Consider the following 22,772-nt stretch of genomic DNA (forward strand, 5'->3'; position numbering starts at 1 on the left):
TCACCCCCTCGTTATGCGCCTTAGATGCCACAGACGCGGCGGTACAGCGCCTCATACTCGCCTACCTTATCGTGCACGTGGAATTGAGATTCCGCGTGGCGGCGAGCGGCTTGCGAAAAATCGTTGTAAAGTCTATCGTCCTGCAACAAGCGCAGCGTATCCGTGGCCATTTTCGTCACGTCGCCCACGTCTGACAAAAATCCGGTGACTCCGTCGACCACCACTTCTGGAATGCCGCCCGCAATCGATCCGATGACGGGAATCCCACAAGCCATCGCCTCAAGCGCGACGAGTCCAAAGCTCTCTTTTGCGGATGGAAGCAACAGTACATCCGCTGCGGCGATTAATGTGGCGACTTCGTCCTGCTTCCCGAGAAATTCGACGTACGGCTCTAGCCCCAATTCGCGGACGCGTTGCCGAGCGCCACTGTACTCAGGTCCCTCACCGACCAGTAAGAGCCGCGCCTGAACATGCGCTCGAACGCGAGCAAAGATCTCGATGACGTCGGGGATGCGTTTGATTTGTCGGAAGTTCGACACGTGTAACAGCACCCGCTCCTGCGGTTTAGCCAGCGACGAGCGAACTTTCTCCCCCACCTGCGGACGAAATACACTGGTGTCAATAAAGTTATAAATGCACTCGATGGGCTTGTCGGTCTCGAACAACTCGCGGGTCTGTTGAATTAAACTGCGGCTCACCGCGGTCACCGCGTCGCTCTTTTCAATCCCTAACTTAATGACTTCTTTCAAGCTCGTATCTTGGGCGAGCACCGTGACGTCTGTGCCGTGCAGCGTGGTGACCACTTTGACGTCACGCTTGGCCATCTCCCGGGCGAGAAAACCACAAACCGCGAATGGCAGTGCGTAATGCGCGTGAATGACGTCGAGCTGGTACTCGTCGGCGACTTTCGCCATCAGCGCAGCCAGGGAGAAGTCATACGGCGGTGTTCGGAGAACCGGATAGGTTGTCGTATCCAGTTCGTGAATGTACACGTGCTCGACAAACGCGCCCAGGCGAAAAGGAACATCGGTCACGATAAAATGGACCTCATGACCCCGCTTGGCGAGCGCTTTGCCCAACTCCGTCGCCACGGCGCCGGAACCGCCAATCGTTGGATAACAACTAATGCCGATGCGCATCACGCGCACCACCCTTCTACCACAATAAATTTTCTAACCCGTAGACCATCTGTCGCAGCTGCATGACGCGCCGACACGCCAAAATTAAACCAGGCATGAAACTTTCACGATTGAGAGAGTCGTGGCGAATCGTTAAAATCTCCCCAGTTCCCCCGAAGATCACTTCTTGGTGCGCGACGAGGCCAGGTAGGCGAACACTATGTATGGGTACCTCGTACTCCGTCTCCATGGCCAACGCTGTGCGAAGCGCCGTGCCGGACGGCTTGTCCTTTTTTTGGTCGTGGTGCAACTCGATAATTTCCGCTTTTTCCATCCATTTTGCGGCCTCTTTGGCGAAGCGCATCATCAATAGCGCCCCCACGGCAAAATTCGGGCACGCGATGCCCCCGATGCCCCGTGTTCGAGCCAGCTCGTCCCAACGGGACAAGTCTTCCTCCCCGTAGCCCGTTGCGCCGACCACTGGGCGAACGCCGTGATCTAATGCAAGATTGACGTGATTGACAACCGTCGCAGGCGTTGTCAGGTCGAGCCAGACATCCGGCTGTTCGGTTTCGAGTAACCGAGCGGCGTCGTCGTAGGCACTCGTATCGAAATCGTGCAGGACTTCATCGTCGACGTGGCGGACGAGGACGCCGGCTAGCGTCAAATCAGGCGTCGCTGTAATCGCGCGCACCGCTTCACGACCCATCCTTCCCTTTGCACCCGCAACTGCAATACGAACTGTGTTTTGACTCATCTATATCCTCCCTTGGTGCATCACCTTCGCGCCACGAGCAATGTAACGCGATGAGCTCCGCCAACATGTTTTGCGCGTCTTCATTTAGCGGGTCTTGTCTGGTCGCTTCTTTCAGTAGAGAAATCGCCTCACTGACATACCCTTCCACATATCGCCACTTCGCCTCTTCAACTGCGCTCGATGCACAAATTGCATCATAGTACGACTCATACAGCGGTACACCAGGACTCAGTTTCATCGCTTTTTGGATGTACGCCTTGGCACTCGCGTAGTCGCCACTCCGGTGTGCGGTGACCGATGCGCAGAAATAGACGTGAGGGTTGTTCGGCTCCGCCTGAATGGCCCGTTCAAACGCGGCTTTCGCCTCGGCAAAATCCCCGATGTACAAATACGCATATGCCGCCTGAATCAACCGCTTTGCTGCCATATAGACCACCTCTGTCCCAGTGTACGAAGTTGGTCACGGCATGGTTTGTACCTTGGCCCAAGTCTTGTGCGGTTGTCCAGACGACATCGTTGTCGCGTTTTGTGTCATCCATCAATCGTTTGGCAGGCTGTCCTCTATACGCGTCCACCGAAACTTATCGCGCGTCTCAAACTTCTGCATGACGTCGTTGAACGCTTGGTTGAGATCAATATCTAGACGGTTTGCTAGACAGGTGATGACGAACAGCAAATCGCCCAGTTCTAAGGCAATGCTCCCGTCTGGCTCATCTTTTTTCTTGGGCTTCTCTCCGTAATGATGGTTGATTTCCCGAGCGAGTTCACCGAGTTCTTCGGTCAGTCGCACGACCAGCGTCATCGGTTGAAAATAACCTTCGACGAATTGACTGATATACGCGTCTACCCGCTCTTGCACATCTTTCAAGTCCACGGTGGAAAAAACTCCTTTGTCTGCTCGTCTCCACCCCATTATAACGGAGTCTGTTTGTGATACATAAACGTTCGGCTTGGACATAAGCATGGTAAGGACAATTGCGGACCAGCTGTCGCTTGTATATCTGGTAAAGACAAGGAGTGAAGAGATTGAGCCGGGGCAAAAAGGGCCAGCTATTAAATCTAGTGCTCATTGCAGTTGCGGTAATTTTTACGATCGCGCTCGTGGTCTATCCCACCGAGGGATTTCAAGCCGGTATCGCGGGCTTAAAAGTGTTTGGGAAAATCGTCTTCCCCTCTCTGCTCCCGTTCTTCGTATTGGCTGAAATTCTCATGGGCTTAGGTGTGGTCAGGGGGCTTGGCGTTTTGCTGGAACCCTTGATGCGCCCATTATTTAGCGTCCCAGGCGTCGGTGCGTTTGCTCTGTCGATGGGGTTGGCCGCAGGGTATCCAATGGACGCTGTGATCGCTTCTCGCTTCCGCGAGACAGGGCAATGTACACGTGTTGAAGGCGAGCGGCTGTTGGCTTTTACAAACACCGCTGATCCTTTGTTTATGTTGAGCGCGGTCGCAGTGGGGATGTTCAAATCGCCGGCCGTCGGCGGTTTACTCGCGATTTCGCACTATATCTCCGCGTTTCTCGTCGGGATTTGCTTTAAATTTTGGGGCCGCAACGACAAAGATCATCTGGCGGAAGTACAGGCGCGCACAAAGGAACGCGCACAAGGTTTTATTTTTGTTCGCGCGTATCAAGAGATGCTCCGCGCCCGCGAAGAGGACGGTCGCCCGTTCGGCAAGTTGTTAGGGAACGCCGTCACTGAATCCATGCAGACCTTAATCATGATTTGCGGGTTGATTGTGTTCTTTGCGGTATTCATTGAGATTTTGAGCAAGAGTGGCCTGATGCGTGTCATCGGTGCCCCGATTGCGGTCATCTATCACCTGTTCCACATCCACGGCGGTCTCGTAAGTCCGACGATTGCAGGTATCTTGGAGTTAGACATCGGGAGCGCTCAGGTTGCGGGCGTGGACGGTCCACTGTTACAGAAACTCGCGCTGGTCAGCGGAATTATTGGCTGGAGTGGCCTCGCGGTACACGCACAGGTGGCCAGTGTCCTCACCAATACGGATATTCGCATGCTACCCTATTTCCTTGCTCGGTTTTTACAGGCGGCTTTCGCGGCTGCGGCGACCGTTGTTCTGTATTTTCTTGGCATGGGTCAAAAAGCAACGCAGGCGATGGCACACATTCCGGCTGTCACTGGCGTAGGCCAAGCCATGAGCAATCACTCGTTTTGGCAGGTTTCATCGTCCGCAGTCGGGTTGTGGCTCTGTATTGTCGGCGGCCTACTCGTGCTTTCGCTAGGGCTTCTAATGGTTCGCAGAGTCCGGATTATTGCTTTTCACACCCGGATAAAGTAATTCCCTACCCCAAAGACTACAAGAACAAAAGCGCGAATAGCGGGAAGCGTAGATGCTTCCCGCTTTTACGTGTCACGGTGTTGCCTCCATAAAAAAGGACTGTGTGACGATTGTACCTACGTACCAGCGCCAAACAGTCCGATCTTTCCTTCTACGGCAAGTTATCCGATGAGCGGAGGGAAAAAGTGATGTCCAAATAGTTGATCATACAGGACAAATGCAGCGACCGCCCACGTATAGACTGCAAAAATCCGCATTTTGCTGTTCTTAATTAACCAGCTGGTGCCTTTTACTGCAAGATAACCGGCAATCGCTGCGGCAATCGCACCGATAATCATTTGCGTCCACGGCAGCGCCATCGTCGCTGCAGGGTCTTCCAGGACATCGTCCAATTTCACCAGTGTCCCGCCGAGAATCGCCGGAATCGACAAGACAAACGAAAACCGGGTGGCTGCCGCTCTGTCCATTCCACGCCACAATCCAGCGGCAATGGTCAACCCTGAACGCGACAGCGCGGGGAGAATCGAGATTCCCTGCAGCGTACCGACCCATAGGCTGTCGGAGACGGTCATGGTCTCCTCATTTTTGTGGCCCGCTGCGACGCTATCCATCCACCACAGAACCACGCCGGTGATGACGAATTCAAACCCAATGGTGACGCCAGAATCGAACAAACCTTCAAACCACTCTTCGCAGATGGCCCCGACAACGGCTGTCGGCAACAACGCCACGAGAATCATCCAAGTCATACGCGACGTTGGGTGCTTGATGAGCCACTGGACCTCGCGCCGCATGGCATAGAGTACCGCCGCGAGCGTCCCCAGGTGTAGCAGGAGAATAAACAGCGTGTCACTGTCCACGTGAATGCCCAACAGTTTTTCCACCAACACCACATGGCCTGTACTACTGATGGGTAAGAATTCCGTCACGCCTTGAACAATGCCCATAATGATGGCTTGTACAACGGTCATGTACACCCCTCCTTTATGCAGTTGTCAAAGTGCAAAAAACGATAGCGTTGCCCCCGTCAAGGGCCATCACGGGCTGCGTAACGGGACAATCTACCTGATTTACTCTCATGTATATGGTCGTCGTGTGCGAAGCATGTCCAGATGTGGCGTTCTGGCATGTTTAAAGATAGTTGTCCATATGTATAAGTGCGGGATAGGAGGGGTGTGTTGTTATGTCAAAGCGATGGATGGCTCTACAAGTCGCCTGTGTATATATCGGAACTGTCGTCGGAGCTGGTTTTGCGTCGGGACGGGAAGTCTACGAATTTTTTGTTCGGTTTGGCCCTATTGCATATCTTGCCATCGCCTTTGTCACGTTCTTATTTGCCTGGCTCGGGTACCGCTTGATGGCGTTAGGCGCGACACTGGGTGCAACGTCGTTTCGCGACGTCAACGCCTACCTGTTCAAACCCGGATTGCAAAAAATCATTGACGTCGCCTTTATGTTCATGCTGTTTGGGGTCACCGTCGCGATGTTGGCGGGAACGGGAGAACTGTTTAAGGAGCACTTTCATTATCCATTCACAATCGGTGTGGCCGTCGCAATTATCATCACTTTTTTCACGATGTTTTTCGGCATGAATGGCCTGATGAAGGTCAACAGTGTGATTGTCCCCACTTTGGTCGTTTTCGTGCTCTATACCGCCATACATACGTGGCTGTCGACGGACAGACTTGTGACCGCATCCGCACTTGCGGGCCCAATGCACGGCTTTGGCTTTCCAGTCTGGTTGTCGAGTTTACTTTACGCTGCGATGAACATCGGTTTGTCGATTGGCGTGTTAGTTCCACTTGGAAGTCAGGTAAATGACCTGAAAATCTTGAAACAAGGCGCGGTGATGGGGGCAATTGGCCTTGGCGGAATGCTTGTCGCCGTGGCGTTTGCGCTATTTTCCTATATGCCGCAGGTGACCGCCTATGCCATCCCAATGGCCTACATTGCATCGCACTTTTCACCGTGGTTGACCTCGATGTTCATTGCGGTATTGTTTGGCGAAATCTACTCGACGTTGATTGGAAACGTCTACGCGTTGGCGGTGACACTGACACGTCGCCGGAAAGCGTTCCTCGCGTATAGTGCCGTGATTCTCGTTATCGCAGGCGCTCTCAGCCACGTCGGGTTTCGGGCAATCGTGGCATACGCATATACCGCGTTTGGCTGGGTTAGCCTATTCTTCATCTTGATTTTGGCTTTTCACAAGTCCCGTTTGCCCCGCGCGTGAACGGCCCCGTATAATAGCCACACGTACAGGTCACATTGGTCTGTGTTGGCATTTACGGATGAAGGAGCTTAAATCAAGCATGTTCAAAGACCCAATACAATGGCTCATGATTGTCGTAGGCGGGCTGATTTATTCCATTGGACTCAACGCGTTTCTGATTGCCAATCATTTAGCCGAAGGCGGATTTGTCGGAATTTCTGTGCTTTTACTCTACATCTTTCACCTGCCAGTGGGCGTGACGTTCTTCATTCTGAATATCCCATTGCTCGTCGTGGCGTGGCGCATATTTGGCCATGAATTCGTCATCAAGACAACCGCCGGTGTCCTTTGCGTATCGATTTTCAGTGAAGTGACCAAATTTATTGCAGTCCCCACGCACGACCAATTGCTTGCCGCTTTATACGCGGGCGTCGTCACCGGTATTGGTCTCGGGCTCATCTTTCGAACAGGCGCAACCACCGGCGGTGCAGATATCATCGCCCGGATTTTGCGCCACTATCGCGGCATGGCTATGGGCAGAACGCTGTTTGCCATTGACCTTATCGTCATTTGTGTGGTTATCATCATCATCGGAAAACAAGTCGCTATGTATTCATTGGTCGCACTCTTCGTCTCTAGCCGGGTCATCGATTTTATGATTGAAGGCGCACAAAATGGGAAAGCTGTGACCATCATCTCGGACAAGCATATGGCTATCGTCGAGGAGATTCACAAGCAATTAGAGCGCGGTACAACGCTGATTCAGGCGACCGGCGGCTACACCGGTACAGACCGCCAAGTCGTCTACTGTGTGGTTGGCCGTGAAGAAGTCGTGCGCGTTCAACGAATTGTTCACGAGATCGATCCGCTCGCGTTCGTGACCATCAGCAACGTCCACGAAATCTCCGGGGAAGGATTTACATTTGGCGATGATCCGCGTCGCAAAAAGGGCTTGCTGCGCAGCCGCTGAGGGCTTTCCACTCGGACCGAATTGAAAAGACGGCGTTTCTCCAAGTGACAACTGCCTATTGCAAGAACAGCCTGTTGTACGGAAAGCGCGCAAAAAAAGACCAGAGTTCCAATTTTGCTCTGGTCTTTCGATTCCCCACCATCACTTCAACCATGCGTTCGGGTACGCGCGGCGTCAGATACCGAGTGGTGTGAGCTCACTGCGGTCAAATTCGATCAGGCGCTGACTCGCGGTAATGAAAGCCGTTCTGTCACCGGAGTCGAGGGCGTCATCAACTTCCTTCATCAGTTGCTTGCGCATATGGGCCCGTAACGACTGGTCAATCACCCACTCCGCTTGGAGCGATAGCATCTCTCGCACCGCCGGATCCATCTCTGGTTTCACGGGTTCCTCTAAGACGGCTGCAAATTCTGGACATGTCGAACGGTCTTTAAAAAACAATCCTACGTAGATGTCTTCATCTGGATGTTGGTACAGGTCTATGAACGCCTGCTCGACATCCGTCGTCACCGGCTTGTTGCGACGGTAGTACCGAAACGGCGCGACATGGACACACGTGGTCGACACGACGATGACGCGGGAAAAGTGACGAAAGTTATCGACGAAATGAACGCGTTGCAAGACGTTTTCACGTGTCATCATATAACGCAACAGCATTTCCGCCTCACGACTTTGCAAATCGTAATTGGCCAGAAACCAGCGCAAGAAATGTTTCTTTTCAGCAACTGATACGATGGTTCCCATAGCCATTCTCCTCCCTGATTCACGTTATCTCCTGAGATGTCGGCTGGACGTCGCACGGACGATAAAAGTTGAGAATTGTTTGTTTATTGTATTCTGCTTTGGCACGTACTTTTCCTGCAGACGTCTGTTTTTCTCACTTTTACAGATTCACCGTGGCGCGTTGCATCCGTCAGGAACTGAGTGGACGTTCTGACGCGTGCATCGTCTCCCACTCGATCAACGTCCGTTCGACGTTACCTGGAATGGGCCCGATACTCGCTTGGGCCAAGGTGGCTCGCCAACGAGCAAAATCGTATCCAGCCGCAAGTCCCCGTTGAACACTTTGTTCGAGAATCCGGTAAATCCGAATCGAGCCCGCACTCAACAGGTCTGCAAATTGCGACAGAACCGATTCTACTTGGCTGTCGTGAACGGTCACCATGACTTCAAAATTGGGCTGAACGATGATTGACGCTTGACTGTGTGATGTCTCATCTACGAGTTGAAGTTCGTCCTGTGTTAGTAATTCTTGACCGAGATTCGTCATTTGAAACCATTGTTCGTCAGATTCTTGATCAAAACCTAGGCGAATGACACCAAGGTGCGTCAACATTTTCAGAATTCGCTGATTCCACACGGCCTCTCTGGTATCGTAGTAGAACTGCGACACCATGGAGCCGCAAGCAGCCAGGACTGAATTCGATTCAACCCACTCCTCCGCCAAGGTTCGAATCATTTCCACAATCTCGCGCAACCGCGGAATGGGCCGTCTGTATAATCGAATGTAAAATTGGAGGATGCGCTGCATCTGTTGCGCGCGCGATAACACAGTCCACTCCCGAATGGCGTCGGACACGACCAGGGTCTGTTCGTCAGTCTCAATCACAAAATTTTGGTCGTACGCAAAATCATACAGTAAGGCCAACCTGTCTGGGTAGTCGTGTGTACGTCGCCCATAACCAAATCGCCATTCTGGAATGGTCAGATCTTCAGGAACCGAGAACAGTTCCATCAGGCGTTGGACGTGACGTTTGTACATGGCGCCGCCTGTGGTGAGTTGAATTTCATGGTTGGAGACGTAGTCGATGAACGTTTGGAAATCCTGAACGAGACAGGTCGCCTCATCCTGCTGGATGATGGGCGGTGTCGTGCGCACGACCACTTGTCCTTTCATCTGGTCGAGCAAGTATTTGCGAATGGTCTCGTGGACTTCCATTGGAATGATGTAAGTTGGCCGCAGCGACTGTGTGCGACGCGCGAACAACCACCCCTGTGAAAGGGCGCGATGGAGGGCGTTTGCTTCAAAACCTGTCGCCATGAAGAGCGCCTCTATCTCTTCTGCGGAGAAAACTTGTCGGTTGGACATACTGATGCGCGTCATCAGATCTCCCCACTCTTCCATCCAACGCTTCGTCAGCTCGCAAACGTGGGCGCGAATCCGCATGGCGTAGAGGATGGATTGCATCAAATCGAGCTTCGAATACAGTGAGCAGTCAATCTCCTGATACAGGGCGACGCTCCTTAACGTGTCGACCGACGCGTGATTCAGGCACTCGTTTAACTTCATTGACCGTCGTCCCTTCGCTGAGGATATCAGCGGCGGACACCTGTGTGTAGGCGAACCCACGCTCGACCAAATATTGTTGGCGATGGCGTGCTCTTCTCTCCTCCAGTGTGCTGGAACTGACCAGGGTATAAAAATTTTTCCCGCCTGGCTTCGGGCGTAAGACTCGACCCAGTCGCTGAGCTTCTTCCTGTCGGGATCCAAATAACCCGGAAACTTGGATAGCGACATCGGCGTTGGGAAGATCAACTGCGACGTTGGCAATGCGCGACAGCACGAGAATGCGTGTCTGTCCACGACGAAATCGGTCATACTCGTGCAATCGTCGTTCTTTTGGTGTCTCTCCATCTAGCATTGGACAACCGAGACGGTCTGAAACCTGCTGTAAAAAGTCGGTGTATTGGCCCATAATGAGAATCTGTGCGCTCACGTGTCGCTGACACAGGGCCTCAATCACCTGCATTTTGTCTGGATTATCGGCCGCAATCCGATATTTTTGCCGCAATGGGGCCGCATCGTACAATTGTCGTACTTCGTCGCTCAGAGGAACCTGAACCTCTACACATTTCACGTCGGACAAAAAGCCAAGGGCGGTCAATTGGTCCTCATGCGCTTCGTACACTTTTGGGCCGATGAGGGAAAACACGTCATTTGTGCGCCCATCTTCACGAACTAACGTAGCACTGAGTCCAAGTCTACGCGCACTCGTCAGTTCGGCGGCAAGCCGGGTCAGTGGCGCGGGCAGCAAATGAACCTCATCGTAAATCACCAGCCCCCAGTGGATAGAGGCGTACCGATGAAAATGCGCGTAATCGCCGGACCTGCGCTTTGCCATCAAGCGTTGATAAGTTGTAATGGTGACCGGTTTGAGCGCTTGCCTTCCCTCGTCCAACCCGACTTGCGATTCATCGAGATTGGTCCAGTTCAGAAAATGTTGGAGCCACTGGCTGGCTGAGGCTTCGTTTGGCACCAGAACCAGACCGCTACACCGGAGCTTGGCGAGGCTCGCGACGCCGACGACTGTTTTCCCAGCGCCGCACGGCAGAACGACGACGCCAGCTCCCCCTTTGTGGGCGACGAATTGCTCCACGGCCGCCGCTTGATATGGCCGAAGCTGTAAAGTGGGGGTCAATGAGACGTCTAAGGGTTGTGGCTTAACCTGCGACACCTGGTCATCTACAAGCGGATAACCAGCCTTCGCCAATGCCATCTTCAGCGCTACCCGGGTATCCGCTCGAACAATCGCCGACTGTTGTCGAGCATGAACGAGTAGACGAGCCACTTCAGGATGCTGCCTAATCTGGGACAGCACCTTGGCGCTGCCGCGTAGTTCTAGGCGTCCATTCACCTCTTGTAAAACTAAATCCCCCCACCGTTCCATCGCCTGACAAATATGACTTTGCATACTGGTCGGCAGTGGACTCACTGCGTACTCGCGCAAAAACGTAATCACGTCTGCGGCGCTCCATCCAAGGCGGCATGCGTTCCACAATCGTTCGTGCGTCAGTTCGTAGAGATACATCGGCGGCATGCTTTGACGGCGTTGCGCCACGAGGTCGATTTTGGCGAATGGTGAGCCGTCCTCCACATCCCCCGTCGTATTTCCCGTGACATATAGGAACTTGGCATCCTGAGGATAGATTTGCAGCAAAAACACTCCTTTCCACGTTGGACCGTTTCATCCAGGACTGGTATCCTGTAGTCTTCATTGAAAAGGGACAAAATATGCAAGTTTGAGGAGACAGATTCCATATGCAGGGGGTGAGCGTCAAAGCGCGCACACGTATGGCTAGCTCGTCGCTAGGAAGTAGAATATGAAACATCCCCACCAGCGAGTGATGGGGATGTTTCAGAGCCATAAAGGTTATTTCCGTTTCGGGTGACGTGTTCGTTCAAGCAAGGCTTTAGACCACGGCATGAGCGACGCCATTGCATCAGCATCACTGGTCTCCGTGTTCGGCAACTGTTCTCGTACCATGTCAGTTGCCGGGTCAGATATTCTACTTTTTGCTCCAATTGCACATTTCGTTGGTGGAGCGATTCATAAGGTTCGATGGCTTCCGCCACTTCATTTGTCATAGTCTACAAGTTCGATCTAACGTAACTCCCGACGATGGATGGTCACCGTTTCACCGACAGCTTTCTCCGGCCATTGAAACCGCCCCTTCTCCAAGCGGCGATAGTGCAGCCAAAATCCCGCTGTATCCCATTCCAGGTAAACCTTCTGCTCAGCATGGCCCTCATTGAGCATGGGTCAGCGCCTGGACAACTTGTTGTAACAGGACCGGATTGAAGCGCTGTCCCACTTCGATGCGGACATTGCCCACTTGAACGATGAGTGTATCTTCCCAAGACGGCTCGCCCATTCCTACCGACAGCCACTGGATTTCTTCGGAACGCTCCACCTGATTCAGCGTACGAAGTTTGCGGGACCAGTACCAGAAGCGGTGAAGGCTGATATTCCGAGCGGCGCACCATGCTGTAGCCGTTTCTCACCGCTGGCTTGAAATTCTTTCAGTCGTTGCCACCACTCTAGTTGCAGTTCTGTCCTTGACACGATACACACTCTCCTCACGGCTCCGATTCTTAAGGAGATTATCTTGCCCCAATGCCTCTGCTACTAGGTGTGATCGGTTTGACGCATACTTGTATTCTGCAAAAAATTTTCCGTATCAGCAAACACAATATGCATTGTTAAATATCCATTTTAGATCTAAGATGTAAGGCACCATCCCAGTACAGCGATAACTTATTCGAGTATTACAACTCGCTGTTTTATTATGGAATTACAGGGCATTCAATGGATAATTACGTAAAGGTGTGTGACCCATGAATAAGAAATCTCTATCCACGATCGCAACCATCATGTGCTCATGTGTCACAATCGTCAGTATCGCAGGATGTTCAAACAAACATTGGTATACGCCTCAAGCACCGGTGACTGGGATCAAACAAACATGGCAAGTTATGAAAGTTCGTTCGACGAAAGACTCATCAAACACGTTCACACTGGATCTAGGAGTCGCCAGTCAAGGAAAATCCCCAGATTACAGCTTTTGGTTGAGCGATCCGGCATGGTCAAGTGCATCACGTGCAGGCCTCGCCAAAACATTAGGTTCATCAACTGTAGGGCGTCTTATCCCCAAAGCCCCTTATTACTATGAACTTACGATCCCCAACACTGCGAACATTGGAATGCCGGGGACAGCTGTTGCATACGGAAAAGGTGATTCGACAGCTTTAGTCCAATCCGTTTGGTTTGGAGAAACCTCAAACTCAACTATAATTGTTTTTTCTACATCCCAAAAACTTCAATGGACACAAACGTCAGCATCCCCGAAAAATCAAACCATATCCTTTACATGGAACAAAATATAAAAAACCATAAAAACCGTAAAATACCTCCGAATGTTTTTAATATGAGCGTTTTGCAGAATTAACGTTCACAACGCATTTGACACTATATATAGTGTTCCATTGATAGTTCGTACACTATATATGTGCGAGAAACGGTGAAAAATCGAATTCTGCAAAACGCTCAATATAAACGAAATACATTATCCATCGGAGGTGTTTTTTCATGAAATTGAAGAACTGGATGACCTTTGTATCACTGTCAACCGCCGTTGCATTTTGTGCTACGCCGATGGCGAATGCTGCTACCTCAGTGACATTTACCCCTTCGCCTAATACTTCATTCACTATAGCGAGTAACAATGCAGCCATGCATAAGAATCTTTCTTCAAGTCTAGAACAACAATTACAAACAGTTCTAGGCATAACGGAGAACTCGTGGGATAAAGCAGAACTCAATGTTACAGCCATTAATGGAACCTACACTCCTGTACTGCAAATCGGAGGCCAAAGCATTCCGATTAACCTGACTGACCAAACCATTCAAACCTTTGATTCTCCAAATGGTACTATATATAAGTTAGCTGGCCAGACTACAATTTTAGGTAGCACAGCTACATTAGTGCTTGATTTTATACCTAATACTGATTACCACCAAGGAACTATTACGATAATGGATCCGAATGGACCAGTAGTTGAATTCTTTGGTACCGCTTTTTTAACGCAACAGGATGAAAATACCATTACTTCTAATTCACCCAAAACTGCATCAAATGCAACTATTGCGCCCGCAGCCACAAGTAGTCCGGAGTGGCATTTCCAAGGGAACAACGATACTCAAACAATCATGGGCAAGAGTATAGGAAAAAATACATGTGTAATCGGAGGTTCTGATTATTTCAATGGACCAAGTTCAGGCTCTGAACGGGTTGAAGTATGGGGAACTACCGAAGCTGAAAATTACTTAAACAACTATTACAAAAATTACTATGCCGGTAGCCCAGGTGCTGATACGGCCGACACTAGTAGCTATGTGGATTTGGCGGTTCTTGCCGTGCAAGATCCCAGTCAATATGGATTAACATTCCCAACAGATACGATTTCTCCTGCCGCTGAAACCGGAAATAATATGATTAGTGAATGGTCATGGTTATTAGACTATGTTCCCTACGTTGGATCAGCTTTAGACGCTCTAGCTCAGGATATCCACATTGATATTATTAAAATCGCCTCCTCAAACGAATATTATGAACAAGTAAATCAAAGTTTTAACCTAGGGGATGGACAACATATTCTACCTTCAGGTACCGCGTTTAACGAGGCAGAAGGACATAAATCCTACGCAGAACAGTTCGCGTTTAATGGAGGAAAAGGGAATACAATTAAACTGATTGGGTATGTACGGTACGATACTTTTATTCCTTCGTCAACAACCGACTCAACAAACTACTATGAAACGGACACCCCTACACCAGATGTATCGATGACTCCAACGGTACAATATCAAGCCAACTATAGCGGTTAATTAAACTACGCCTCTCCGTCACATGTGAACGCCGGGTTAAAATTGACCCACCAACGCCGGAATGAAAATGACCCACCTGCGTTGAATAACTCCCTTCGAGAACCTGACCGTTTTCGGAGAGGAGAATCCAAATGTTACGAGGTGGGTCTGTGTTAAGACTACAAGGTTTGCAGGCGGAAGGAAAGGGTTGGCGTGAAATGGCTAGAGAGACGGGGCATTCGAAGAACACCGTGAAGAAGTATCTGCGGGATGGTCATCCGGTGGAGGCAAAGCGACGACCACAGCGCAGGACGAAACTCGAACCGTTCATCCCACAGATTGAGCAGTGGATGAGTGAAGGATTGTTCCTCTTAAGCCCCGGTATATAATTGGACAATACCCGATGTTTATAGAACAATAAACTCAGGAGGCGTTGTCCGTGGTAAGACGTAAATTTTCTCAGCAGTTTAAGGAGCAGGTTGTGAAAGAGTGTTTGGAAAACGGAAACGTATCGATTGTGGCACGCAAGCATGACATTCTTTCGAATGTGGTTAATTGTTGGGTGCGCCAGTATCAGAATGGAGGGCTCTCAAACGGGAAGATCCGTGTGTGTCAACGCCGGATTTAATTTGACCCATTTCGCCGGGTTAATTTTGACCCACCCAGCGGCGCTGAATCAGGACGTCGTCACGGTTTCTCGTGGGGTGCCAACGCCGACTCTCACCTTTTCCCGTAATCTGTAGCTCTGCCCACGGATGTTGACAATATGGCTGTGGTGAAGGAGTCGGTCTAGTAGTGCCGAAGCCAACACGGTATCTCCAAAAAGCTCACCCCACTCTGCAAAGCTCTTGTTGCTGGTGAGGATGATGCTACCGTGCTCGTAGCGAGTGCTGACGAGTTGGAAGAACAGATTCGCTTCTTCCCGTCCAAACGGACAGTATCCGACCTCATCGATGACAAGCAGCTTTGGCCGCAGATACTTTCGCATCCGGATGTCCAGCTTGTTTTCTGCATTCGCTCTACGTAGATCCGCAACCAGATCCGTCACGCTCACGAAGTAGGCGGAGTAGCCGGAACTGAGCGCTTTTAGGGCCAGTGCCACGGCAAGGTGGCTCTTGCCGACACCGGGCGGACCAAGGAAGACAATGTTGAACGCCTCCTGGATAAAGCCAAGTGTTGCGAACTCCTCAATCGCCCTCCTGTCAACGCTGGGTTGGAACGCGAAGTCGAACTCGTCCAGCGTCTTTTGGTATGGCAGGTGCGCACGCTGGACCTGTGTCTGCACGTAGCGATGCCGCCTCTGGGAAAGCTCTTCCTCCAGCAGCTCAGCCAGGAATGACACGTAGGTTGCCTCTTTCTGCGCCGCCGTCTGCAGGCGGGATTCAAGCAGCTCTGCGGCGGTGTTCAGCTTCAATTCTGTCAACTGCGACCGCACCCTCTCCAGCTCTAGCACGCTCCCACCCCCAGGGCGAACTGTTCGTAAACTTCAAGTGGCCGTTGCTCCACATTGGTTTGCGCAACCCGAACCGCAATCGCCTTGGGAGCAATCCGCCCCTCTGCAGCGTCGAGCCCCTCGTACTGGTTGGGGAGGCGAATGAGGCCGCTCCACCTGTCCGAACGCTCATGCGTTGCAATGCACTCGCCCTCAGCCCAAATCTCAATCTTCGTCCCAACCTGACGAACCAGGACTGTACGACCATTGTAGCGCCATGGCACCCCATACCGAACACCATCCCAACTGACAAAGCCATCCATGCTCACCTTGCGTTCTTCCCGCAGGAACTTCTGCAAGCGGTCGGGGGAGGGTAGCGGATTGAGCTGCTCATCTTGCATGAGGCCACAAGGGCGTTCGCCCGTCGTGCCGTGAATACGCCGGTCCTGTTCCTGACACCATGTTAGTGCCTGACGGTTGAGATCAGCCATTCCAGTAAAGCGGCGTCCGGGCCAGAAGTTGTCTTTGACAAACCCTACATCGATGTGTTCGACCGACAAATTGTCGGGTACCACATTGGACTGCGGTGTGAAGCCAAGGACGTCGTCATGACGCTACAAAGCGCGTTGTGGAAACGAAAGTTATTCACGGGTGAACAAGCCATGCCCGTGGTTCGTTCAGACAATGGACCACAGTTTGTCAGCCATGTGTTTGAGAAAGCGTGCGAGGACCTCAAAATCGAGCATGAACGGATTCCGCCAAAAAGGCCGAACATGAATGCACACATCGAGTCATTTCATCGAGTGCTGGAGGATGACAGACTATCCACATGTGAGTTTGCGACATACGCAGAGGCGTACGAGACTGTGGACACGTACATGAAGTGGTATAACAGCGCTCGAATTCATTCAAGCATTCATTACTTGTCACCGATTGAGTTTCACCAACGGCATCTGACGAGCGGACTGATGCCAGTAAAACCAGTTCGCGTCTAATGCGCAAACGAGAAATCCTGGATGCGGATAAATGGGTGTCGGAATATTAAATCATTCTACAAAAAAGAGCGATTGTCCAATAAGAAGGGGTTGACCCGCTTGGACTTTTCAGCCGACCAGTCCAACCCCTTCATCGCGAAATTAGGATAATATGTATTAAATAATTGCCATACTTTATGGAAAACCTGTTGCTTTTCGGAAGTCGTTGGGGTTCCGATGGGCGAGAGCGAATTTAGATTTACAGACGAGCTTATATCTGACTGCGAATGACTACTAACCACTCCATTACTCTGATTGTGAGATCTGTACAGAACAGAACTAATTATTCCGGCTATTGCGACCGTTACTATTGAACCTCCTATGATCCATCTTTTCACGAAAGAGACCTCCTAGCTTATACGATTTCATATTAAATATGTCAGCAAATGAGTAGCATATTATATTATCAGTTTGCCCAATTATACCATCGCACTGTCTTCATTGAGTGCCTCCAAACCATGTGTGACTATTAGGTACGCGCAAACCAGTTGAGTCCGTATAATTGGTGTAAATTCAGTGGACGCGCTAGGTGACAACGTGAAAGTGCCACCTCGTCCCTCTTTGGTAGAATGAGTTTGCTGAGAACTAATCTACTAGGAGGATACGATAGTGGCACAGTACAACATTACCGTGGACGATGAAATTTTGAAAGGCTTGTTTTCTGGGGATAAGGGGATGTCCCAACTGCTGGAGCAGGTCTTGAACCAGATTCTTAAGGCACAGTCGTCCGAACAGCTTCAGGCGGAGCCATATGAGCGTTCTGAGGAGCGCCAGGGTTATCGGAATGGAACCGGCCCGCATCCGCTGACAACGCGCGTGGGCACGATTACGCTACGTGTTCCCCGTCTGCGTAACGGAAACTTTTCCACAGAGCTGTTTGCCCGTTACCAACGTAATGAATAAGCTCTGTTGCTTGCGCTGGTGGAGATGGTCGTCAACGGCGTGTCCACGAGAAAGATTACCGCGATTACGGAGGAACTTTGTGGCACGGAGTTCTCGACATCCACCGTATCCGATTTTTGTAAACGTCTTGACCCCATCGTCCATGCATGGAATGGTCGAAATCTGAAGGATCGAAGATATCCGTTTGTCTTGGTGGATGTCATGGTTCTGAAGATTCGGGAGGATGGGAGAGTTCGTTCGAGAGCGGCGATGATAGCGACCGGCGTCAACGATGAAGGATATCGTGAGATGCTTGACATCATGCTTGGCGACAGCGAATCTGAGTCAAGCTGGTCTGAGTTCTTCTCTTGGCTGAAGAGTCGCGATTTGCGAGGTGTCGATATTGTGGTCTCCGACAGTCACAGTGGGCTTGTGAAGGCATTGCAAGCGCAGTTCCAAGGCGCAACGTGGCAGCTGGACGCGCCTGATGTGGAGACAGCAAGGTTGCTGCTGAATCAAGTCGTCGCGGATTACGGCGAGAAAGCAGCGAAGGCCATCCAGGTCCTCGAGAATGGATTTGACAACATCACGGCGGTCTTGTCGTTACCAGAGCGATACCGAAAGCGACTGCGGACAACCAATGGAATGGAGCGACTGAACGAAGAAATACGCAGGCGAGATCGAGTGATTCGCATCTATCCGAATCGTGATTCGGTCCTGCTCCTGATTGGTGCGCTACTCGTTAGAGTCTTAGGTAGTGGTGTAAATTCCACGGCTAGATCTTGACGAAAAAGCCATCGAGTGCAATCTACTAAAAGTGTCGAGCAATTAGTAGGGAGGCACATCGATGGCTTCTACAGACAAGATCGCACTTTTGGAGTTAATTCGCAAGATCGGATTAGAAGATGGTGATGTCGATTTTTTGAAGGAAGGGCTGAGAGTCCTAACCCAGGCAGTGATGGAGGCTGAAGTGAGCTCCTTGATTGGCGCTGAACGGTATGAGCGCAGTGAGAAACGCAGCAATAGCCGTAATGGTTACAGAGAACGGGAATGGGACACCCGTGTCGGAACGATTGATTTGCAGATTCCGAAGCTTCGGAAAGGAAGCTACTTCCCCAGCATGCTAGAGCCTCGGCGGAAAGCTGAGAAGGCGTTGCTGTCCGTTGTTCAAGAGGCGTATGTGCATGGTGTGAGCACCCGCAAGGTGGACGAGTTGGTTGAGTCTATGGGCATTCAAGGAATTAGCAAGAGTGAAGTATCTCGTATCTGCAAAGAGTTAGACGAAGTAGTGCAGGAATTTAAAAACCGCCCACTTGAGGGGACATACCCATATCTATGGTTGGATGCGACATTCCCGAGAGTCCGTGAAGGCGGACGAGTTCAGAGTATGGCATTTGTAATTGCAATTGGCGTGCGAGACACCGGTGAGCGTGAGGTGTTGGGGTTTGACATTGGGACTAGTGAGGATGGCTCGTTTTGGCTGACATTCATCCGAAGTCTGGTTGCGCGTGGGTTGCGTGGTGTACAGCTGGTAATTAGTGATGCTCACGAAGGACTGCGCAGTGCGATTGGCTCTGCGTTGACCGGAGCGACCTGGCAGCGCTGTCGAGTTCATACAATGCGCAACATCCTCAGCCAGGTGCCTAGAGCGTCGCAACCGATGGTCTCGTCTATTGTCCGGACCATATTCGCTCAGCCAACACAGGAAACAGCCAAACAGCAACTGGATGTGGTCGTAGAGCAACTTCGTGGAAAGTTTCCAAAGGCGATGGATGTCTTGGAACGTGCAGAGGAAGACGTGCTAGCGTACATGGCATTCCCGAAGGAACACTGGAAACAGATATGCTCGACAAACCCACTTGAGCGCTTAAATCGTGAACTCAGGCGACGCTTCGATGTCGTTGGTATCTTCCCGAACCGAGAGTCTGTCATTCGTCTAGGCGGAGCAATCCTCCAGGAACAGAACGATGAATGGATTGTAGCAAGGCGCTACTTTAGCCGAGAGTCAATGGCAAAACTCATGAGCACTCAAGAACCGCAATTACTGGCGCCAACGTCAGTTTTGCATAAATAGCCGACACGAAGTGGTTGCACTCAATTTACACCACTTGACGGGACACCACCCGCTACTCATGGAAATCGACGAGAAATGGCAGTCGGGACACAAGTATCTCGACATGATGTAGTATTTCGCGTAGCGTGAGGAGCAACTGAAGAAAAACAAAGAGGCATCGAAGATTAGTCAAATAGGTTGACATAATTCAAATCTGCCGGAGGGCGAATTTACACCACATTTAGGACTTGTTCGGTAAGGTCACCGTAAAATTGCTACTCGAATCAATGTTTACAGTTTGTCCACCAATGGTAACTTGCGCATTACTTGCCGTCCAGTAAAAGTGCTCAACTCCATCGGACGTCTTTTTGTTGCACCGACTCCCTCATCTCAGTTTGTATAGACTCCAACACCCCATAAAGTTTGGTTCCTCTCTGACAAAAAGCGCTCCATTACATGCGCCAATGAACCCAAATCTACAGTACAATCAACCTTTACAACATCCTGCATTTCAGTTGCAGTTTTTATTTGATACGAGGGAATATTATCGCTGAATGTAGGGACTATCACGTAATTCAGCTTCTAATTTATCGTCTCTAATCCATCGAAGCATCAGACACTCAACACACCCCTAAGGGTCGAATGGGCAATAGCCTCATTCACAGTAAATATTGTTTTTTTGAATATTATGTGGATTATTTGACTTTCTTAAAGATCTCTTTTACCAAATTAATCCAAAATAAACCACGAATAAATCCCGCCCGACAAGGGCAAAAAAATAGGAATCCGCTTTCACGGACTCCCAAAAGGAGATTCTGCTAGGAGTGGAGAGAAATCAGAACAAAACACCCTTCGACAACTACTTTATACGATGATGGAAGCGCTGTCAACACTATTTGTTTGTGTTTTCACATTCTTTTTGCGGAATCCCCACCCTCGAGACAAGGGTGGGAAATCAAGCTTAGGAATGGGGATTGTCCGACCACTCATTTCGTGCCAAACGCGCTGTTTCGAGTAGTGTCACGATGTTTTCTTTATCCCGCAAAGACAACGCTTGCTCAAAGCGACTCAGATACATTTGCAGCGTCTGCAGATACTGTACGACGTTGTCCGCATTCGCTATCAGCGTATCGGCCCAAAACGCAGCAGGTGACGAAGCCAGTCGCGTAATATCCCAAAACGCGGGGCCGCTCACATCGGGGAGTCCGGGATACTTCGCGCGTCGCCAATCGTCATTCGCGAGCATCGCAGAAAGTGACGTGATATGAATTCCGTGGCTCACGCACGCAACCATTGCATCGTGCGCTGCCGCATCCGCGACGTAGAACGGTTTCGCCCCAACCGCTTCGACAAGGCGAACGATAACAGCCGGTGGTGTCCAATCCTCAAGAAACAGCCAGGTCTTGTCCACAAACAAACTTGCGTCCGCTCCGACTGGACCTTCAATCGCCTTGCCCGCCATCGGGTGGGATGGCACAAACTGCTTATGTAAATGCAAGCTTTCTGCCGCGTCACAAAGGGGCTGTTTGATACTACACACATCCATGACAAATGTCGCGTGACGCGCGGCAAAATCCAGATGAGCCACACAGACAGAACTTGGTGCAGCGAGCACAGCGAGATCGTAAGTCGCCGTCACCTCTGCAGGGCGCGAATAAATGTGCTTGCTGACCCCGAGTTGCGCCAATCGCGCGGCGTGTTCGGAATTCGGTTCAATGCACTCCAAGACGGCGTCGGGGCACGCCCGATGCACCGCGAGTGCAAAAGACGTACCCAATAAGCCGCCACCAAGAATCAAAACCCGACGAAGTTCTTCATTCATCACACATTCACGGTCGTCTTTTGAAAGGATTGCGTCAACGCGTGGAGTTGGCGAAGTTGCCCTGCCATTTCGTCAAACGCCTGAAGGGTCAGGGTTTGGCTGCCATCTGACCACGCGGCCTCTGGCTTCGGATGTACTTCGACAATGACGCCCGCCGCCCCTGCTGCAATACTTGCCCGGGCCATCGTCGCGACATAGCGTGCGTGGCCGACACCGTGACTCGGATCAACCATCACAGGTAGATGAGACAAGTGCTGCACGACAGGGACTGCGTTTAAATCGAGCGTATTGCGCGTATACGTTTCAAACGTGCGGATACCGCGCTCACACAGAATCACGTTCGGATTGCCCTCCGCCAAGATGTATTCGGCGGACATCAACCATTCTTCAATCGTATTGGAGAACCCGCGCTTCAAGAGCACCGGTTTATCAGTTTTTCCGACTGCCTTGAGCAAGGCGAAATTTTGCATATTGCGTGCGCCAATCTGAAGGACGTCGACGTAGCTCGCGACGAGCTCAACCAAGCCTGGTTCCATAATTTCCGAGACGATTCCCAGTCCGGTCGCCTCTCGAGCGTCGGCCAGATATTTGAGTCCTTCTTCACCCAACCCTTGGAACGAGTACGGGGACGAACGCGGCTTGTATGCCCCGCCGCGCAACCACTGTGCACCGCTCGCTTTCACAGCTTTTGCAATCTCGATGAGTCCTTCCCGTGACTCGACAGAACAGGGACCAGCGATAATCGTTGGCTCGTCACCGCCAATGACGTGATGGAGCACCTTGATTTTCGTGTCATCCGGGTGGAAGGCCCTGCTCGCCAGCTTAAACGGGTTGCTCACAGGTACGAGTTTCTCGACGCCACTCATGTTCTCAATGCCGAGTTCGCGCACGCGGTCTTTTGGACCAATCACCCCGACGATAGTCTGCTCTTCGCCCTCCGACAAGTGCGCGCCAAATCCTTTTTGCCGCAAGACTTGCATCACGTTTTCAATTTCTGCTTTGGTGCACCCTTCCTTCATGACCACAATCATCTGAAATCTCCCTCTCCT

At 51.1% G+C, this 22,772-nt stretch carries 25 protein-coding genes and 1 pseudogene; 10 read left to right on the forward strand and 16 right to left on the reverse strand.

From position 1 onward, the window contains the following. Positions 1-20: 20 nt before the first annotated feature. The 4 genes from bshA to K1I37_RS11485 all read right to left on the reverse strand — a co-directional run bounded on the left by bshA (position 21) and on the right by K1I37_RS11485 (position 2,749). The gene (gene bshA / locus K1I37_RS11470) at positions 21-1,139 is read right to left on the reverse strand and encodes an N-acetyl-alpha-D-glucosaminyl L-malate synthase BshA (RefSeq protein ID WP_021296764.1); all 1,119 of its coding nucleotides are present in this window, start codon (positions 1,137-1,139) and stop codon (positions 21-23) included. A gap of 16 nt (positions 1,140-1,155) precedes the next feature. After that, a complete protein-coding gene (gene dapB, locus K1I37_RS11475) occupies positions 1,156-1,875 on the reverse strand; it encodes a 4-hydroxy-tetrahydrodipicolinate reductase (protein WP_031218730.1) in 720 nt (239 codons plus the stop codon). Beyond that, entirely contained in the window at positions 1,817-2,302 is a 486-nt protein-coding gene (locus K1I37_RS11480) for a tetratricopeptide repeat protein (protein WP_021296766.1), read from the reverse strand. The genes dapB and K1I37_RS11480 overlap by 59 nt, the downstream gene beginning before the upstream one ends. 111 nt (positions 2,303-2,413) lie before the next feature. Further along, complete coding sequence (locus K1I37_RS11485) at positions 2,414-2,749, reverse strand: nucleotide pyrophosphohydrolase (RefSeq protein ID WP_021296767.1); 336 nt, start codon at positions 2,747-2,749, stop codon at positions 2,414-2,416. Between the two features lie 143 nt (positions 2,750-2,892). On the opposite strand from K1I37_RS11485, the gene ylbJ reads away from it, so the two are divergent. Beyond that, positions 2,893-4,173, forward strand: a complete 1,281-nt coding sequence (gene ylbJ / locus K1I37_RS11490; protein ID WP_031218731.1) for a sporulation integral membrane protein YlbJ — start codon at positions 2,893-2,895, stop codon at positions 4,171-4,173. A gap of 161 nt (positions 4,174-4,334) precedes the next feature. Here the strand turns inward: ylbJ and K1I37_RS11495 are convergent, their stop codons facing one another. Continuing rightward, positions 4,335-5,144 carry an undecaprenyl-diphosphate phosphatase gene (locus tag K1I37_RS11495; protein ID WP_021296769.1) on the reverse strand — a complete coding sequence of 270 codons (810 nt, stop codon included), beginning with the start codon at positions 5,142-5,144 and terminating at the stop codon, positions 4,335-4,337. A gap of 212 nt (positions 5,145-5,356) precedes the next feature. Here K1I37_RS11495 and K1I37_RS11500 point away from each other — a divergent pair, with 212 nt between their 5' ends. Beyond that, entirely contained in the window at positions 5,357-6,406 is a 1,050-nt protein-coding gene (locus K1I37_RS11500) for a YkvI family membrane protein (RefSeq protein ID WP_021296770.1), read from the forward strand. Positions 6,407-6,485: 79 nt separating this feature from the next. Beyond that, entirely contained in the window at positions 6,486-7,355 is an 870-nt protein-coding gene (locus K1I37_RS11505) for a YitT family protein (protein WP_021296771.1), read from the forward strand. 174 nt (positions 7,356-7,529) lie between these two features. Here the strand turns inward: K1I37_RS11505 and K1I37_RS11510 are convergent, their stop codons facing one another. The 6 genes from K1I37_RS11510 to K1I37_RS11530 form a co-directional block, all read right to left on the reverse strand. Continuing rightward, a complete protein-coding gene (locus tag K1I37_RS11510) occupies positions 7,530-8,099 on the reverse strand; it encodes a YpiB family protein (protein ID WP_021296772.1) in 570 nt (189 codons plus the stop codon). Positions 8,100-8,268: 169 nt separating this feature from the next. Further along, on the reverse strand, positions 8,269-9,645 hold the full coding sequence (locus K1I37_RS11515) for a helicase-associated domain-containing protein (RefSeq protein WP_031218732.1): 1,377 nt from the start codon (positions 9,643-9,645) through the stop codon (positions 8,269-8,271). After that, positions 9,572-11,293, reverse strand: a complete 1,722-nt coding sequence (locus K1I37_RS11520; protein ID WP_021296774.1) for a DEAD/DEAH box helicase family protein — start codon at positions 11,291-11,293, stop codon at positions 9,572-9,574. Before K1I37_RS11520 ends, K1I37_RS11515 begins: the two co-directional genes overlap by 74 nt. Positions 11,294-11,737: 444 nt before the next feature. After that, positions 11,738-11,893 carry an IS66 family insertion sequence element accessory protein TnpB gene (gene tnpB, locus K1I37_RS11525; RefSeq protein WP_021296775.1) on the reverse strand — a complete coding sequence of 52 codons (156 nt, stop codon included), beginning with the start codon at positions 11,891-11,893 and terminating at the stop codon, positions 11,738-11,740. Continuing rightward, positions 11,883-12,101 carry a hypothetical protein gene (locus tag K1I37_RS21890; RefSeq protein WP_407653222.1) on the reverse strand — a complete coding sequence of 73 codons (219 nt, stop codon included), beginning with the start codon at positions 12,099-12,101 and terminating at the stop codon, positions 11,883-11,885. Before K1I37_RS21890 ends, tnpB begins: the two co-directional genes overlap by 11 nt. Beyond that, the gene (locus K1I37_RS11530; protein WP_161624355.1) at positions 12,053-12,199 is read right to left on the reverse strand and encodes a hypothetical protein; all 147 of its coding nucleotides are present in this window, start codon (positions 12,197-12,199) and stop codon (positions 12,053-12,055) included. Before K1I37_RS11530 ends, K1I37_RS21890 begins: the two co-directional genes overlap by 49 nt. A gap of 272 nt (positions 12,200-12,471) precedes the next feature. On the opposite strand from K1I37_RS11530, the gene K1I37_RS11535 reads away from it, so the two are divergent. The 4 genes from K1I37_RS11535 (at position 12,472) to K1I37_RS11550 (ending at position 15,128) form a co-directional block, all read left to right on the forward strand. Beyond that, positions 12,472-13,020, forward strand: a complete 549-nt coding sequence (locus K1I37_RS11535) for a hypothetical protein (RefSeq protein WP_152498790.1) — start codon at positions 12,472-12,474, stop codon at positions 13,018-13,020. A gap of 202 nt (positions 13,021-13,222) precedes the next feature. Next, complete coding sequence (locus K1I37_RS11540; protein WP_152498732.1) at positions 13,223-14,521, forward strand: hypothetical protein; 1,299 nt, start codon at positions 13,223-13,225, stop codon at positions 14,519-14,521. Positions 14,522-14,670: 149 nt separating this feature from the next. Further along, positions 14,671-14,889: a hypothetical protein gene (locus tag K1I37_RS11545; RefSeq protein ID WP_152498733.1), complete on the forward strand. Its 219-nt coding sequence runs from the start codon at positions 14,671-14,673 to the stop codon at positions 14,887-14,889. A 50-nt stretch (positions 14,890-14,939) separates the two neighbouring features. After that, a complete protein-coding gene (locus tag K1I37_RS11550) occupies positions 14,940-15,128 on the forward strand; it encodes a transposase (RefSeq protein WP_021295527.1) in 189 nt (62 codons plus the stop codon). Positions 15,129-15,176: 48 nt separating this feature from the next. Here the strand turns inward: K1I37_RS11550 and istB are convergent, their stop codons facing one another. After that, positions 15,177-15,953 (reverse strand): IS21-like element helper ATPase IstB, encoded by a 777-nt coding sequence (gene istB / locus K1I37_RS11555; RefSeq protein WP_021295528.1) that lies wholly within the window; start codon positions 15,951-15,953, stop codon positions 15,177-15,179. Then, entirely contained in the window at positions 15,947-16,492 is a 546-nt protein-coding gene (locus K1I37_RS11560; protein ID WP_021295529.1) for a Mu transposase domain-containing protein, read from the reverse strand. The genes istB and K1I37_RS11560 overlap by 7 nt, the downstream gene beginning before the upstream one ends. On the opposite strand from K1I37_RS11560, the gene K1I37_RS11565 reads away from it, so the two are divergent. Then, entirely contained in the window at positions 16,478-16,927 is a 450-nt protein-coding gene (locus K1I37_RS11565; RefSeq protein ID WP_242215906.1) for an integrase core domain-containing protein, read from the forward strand. The two genes, K1I37_RS11560 and K1I37_RS11565, sit on opposite strands and share 15 nt — an antisense overlap. Positions 16,928-16,983: 56 nt before the next feature. On the opposite strand, the gene K1I37_RS21895 is transcribed toward K1I37_RS11565, so the two are convergent. Further along, complete coding sequence (locus tag K1I37_RS21895) at positions 16,984-17,304, reverse strand: hypothetical protein (RefSeq protein ID WP_407653159.1); 321 nt, start codon at positions 17,302-17,304, stop codon at positions 16,984-16,986. Between the two features lie 271 nt (positions 17,305-17,575). On the opposite strand from K1I37_RS21895, the pseudogene K1I37_RS11570 reads away from it, so the two are divergent. Continuing rightward, positions 17,576-18,598 (forward strand): annotated as a pseudogene (locus K1I37_RS11570) (IS256 family transposase); the annotation flags it as partial. 97 nt (positions 18,599-18,695) lie between these two features. Then, positions 18,696-19,922: an IS256 family transposase gene (locus K1I37_RS11575; protein ID WP_206920083.1), complete on the forward strand. Its 1,227-nt coding sequence runs from the start codon at positions 18,696-18,698 to the stop codon at positions 19,920-19,922. Between the two features lie 940 nt (positions 19,923-20,862). Here K1I37_RS11575 and K1I37_RS11580 read toward each other — a convergent pair. Beyond that, positions 20,863-21,723, reverse strand: coding sequence for a prephenate dehydrogenase (locus tag K1I37_RS11580; RefSeq protein ID WP_021298409.1), 861 nt, complete (start codon positions 21,721-21,723; stop codon positions 20,863-20,865). After that, positions 21,723-22,754, reverse strand: a complete 1,032-nt coding sequence (gene aroF, locus K1I37_RS11585) for a 3-deoxy-7-phosphoheptulonate synthase (protein ID WP_021298408.1) — start codon at positions 22,752-22,754, stop codon at positions 21,723-21,725. Before aroF ends, K1I37_RS11580 begins: the two co-directional genes overlap by 1 nt. Positions 22,755-22,772: the final 18 nt, after the last annotated feature.

The sequence above is a fragment of the Alicyclobacillus acidoterrestris genome (assembly GCF_022674245.1).
Classification (GTDB): Bacteria; Bacillota; Bacilli; order Alicyclobacillales; family Alicyclobacillaceae; genus Alicyclobacillus; species Alicyclobacillus acidoterrestris.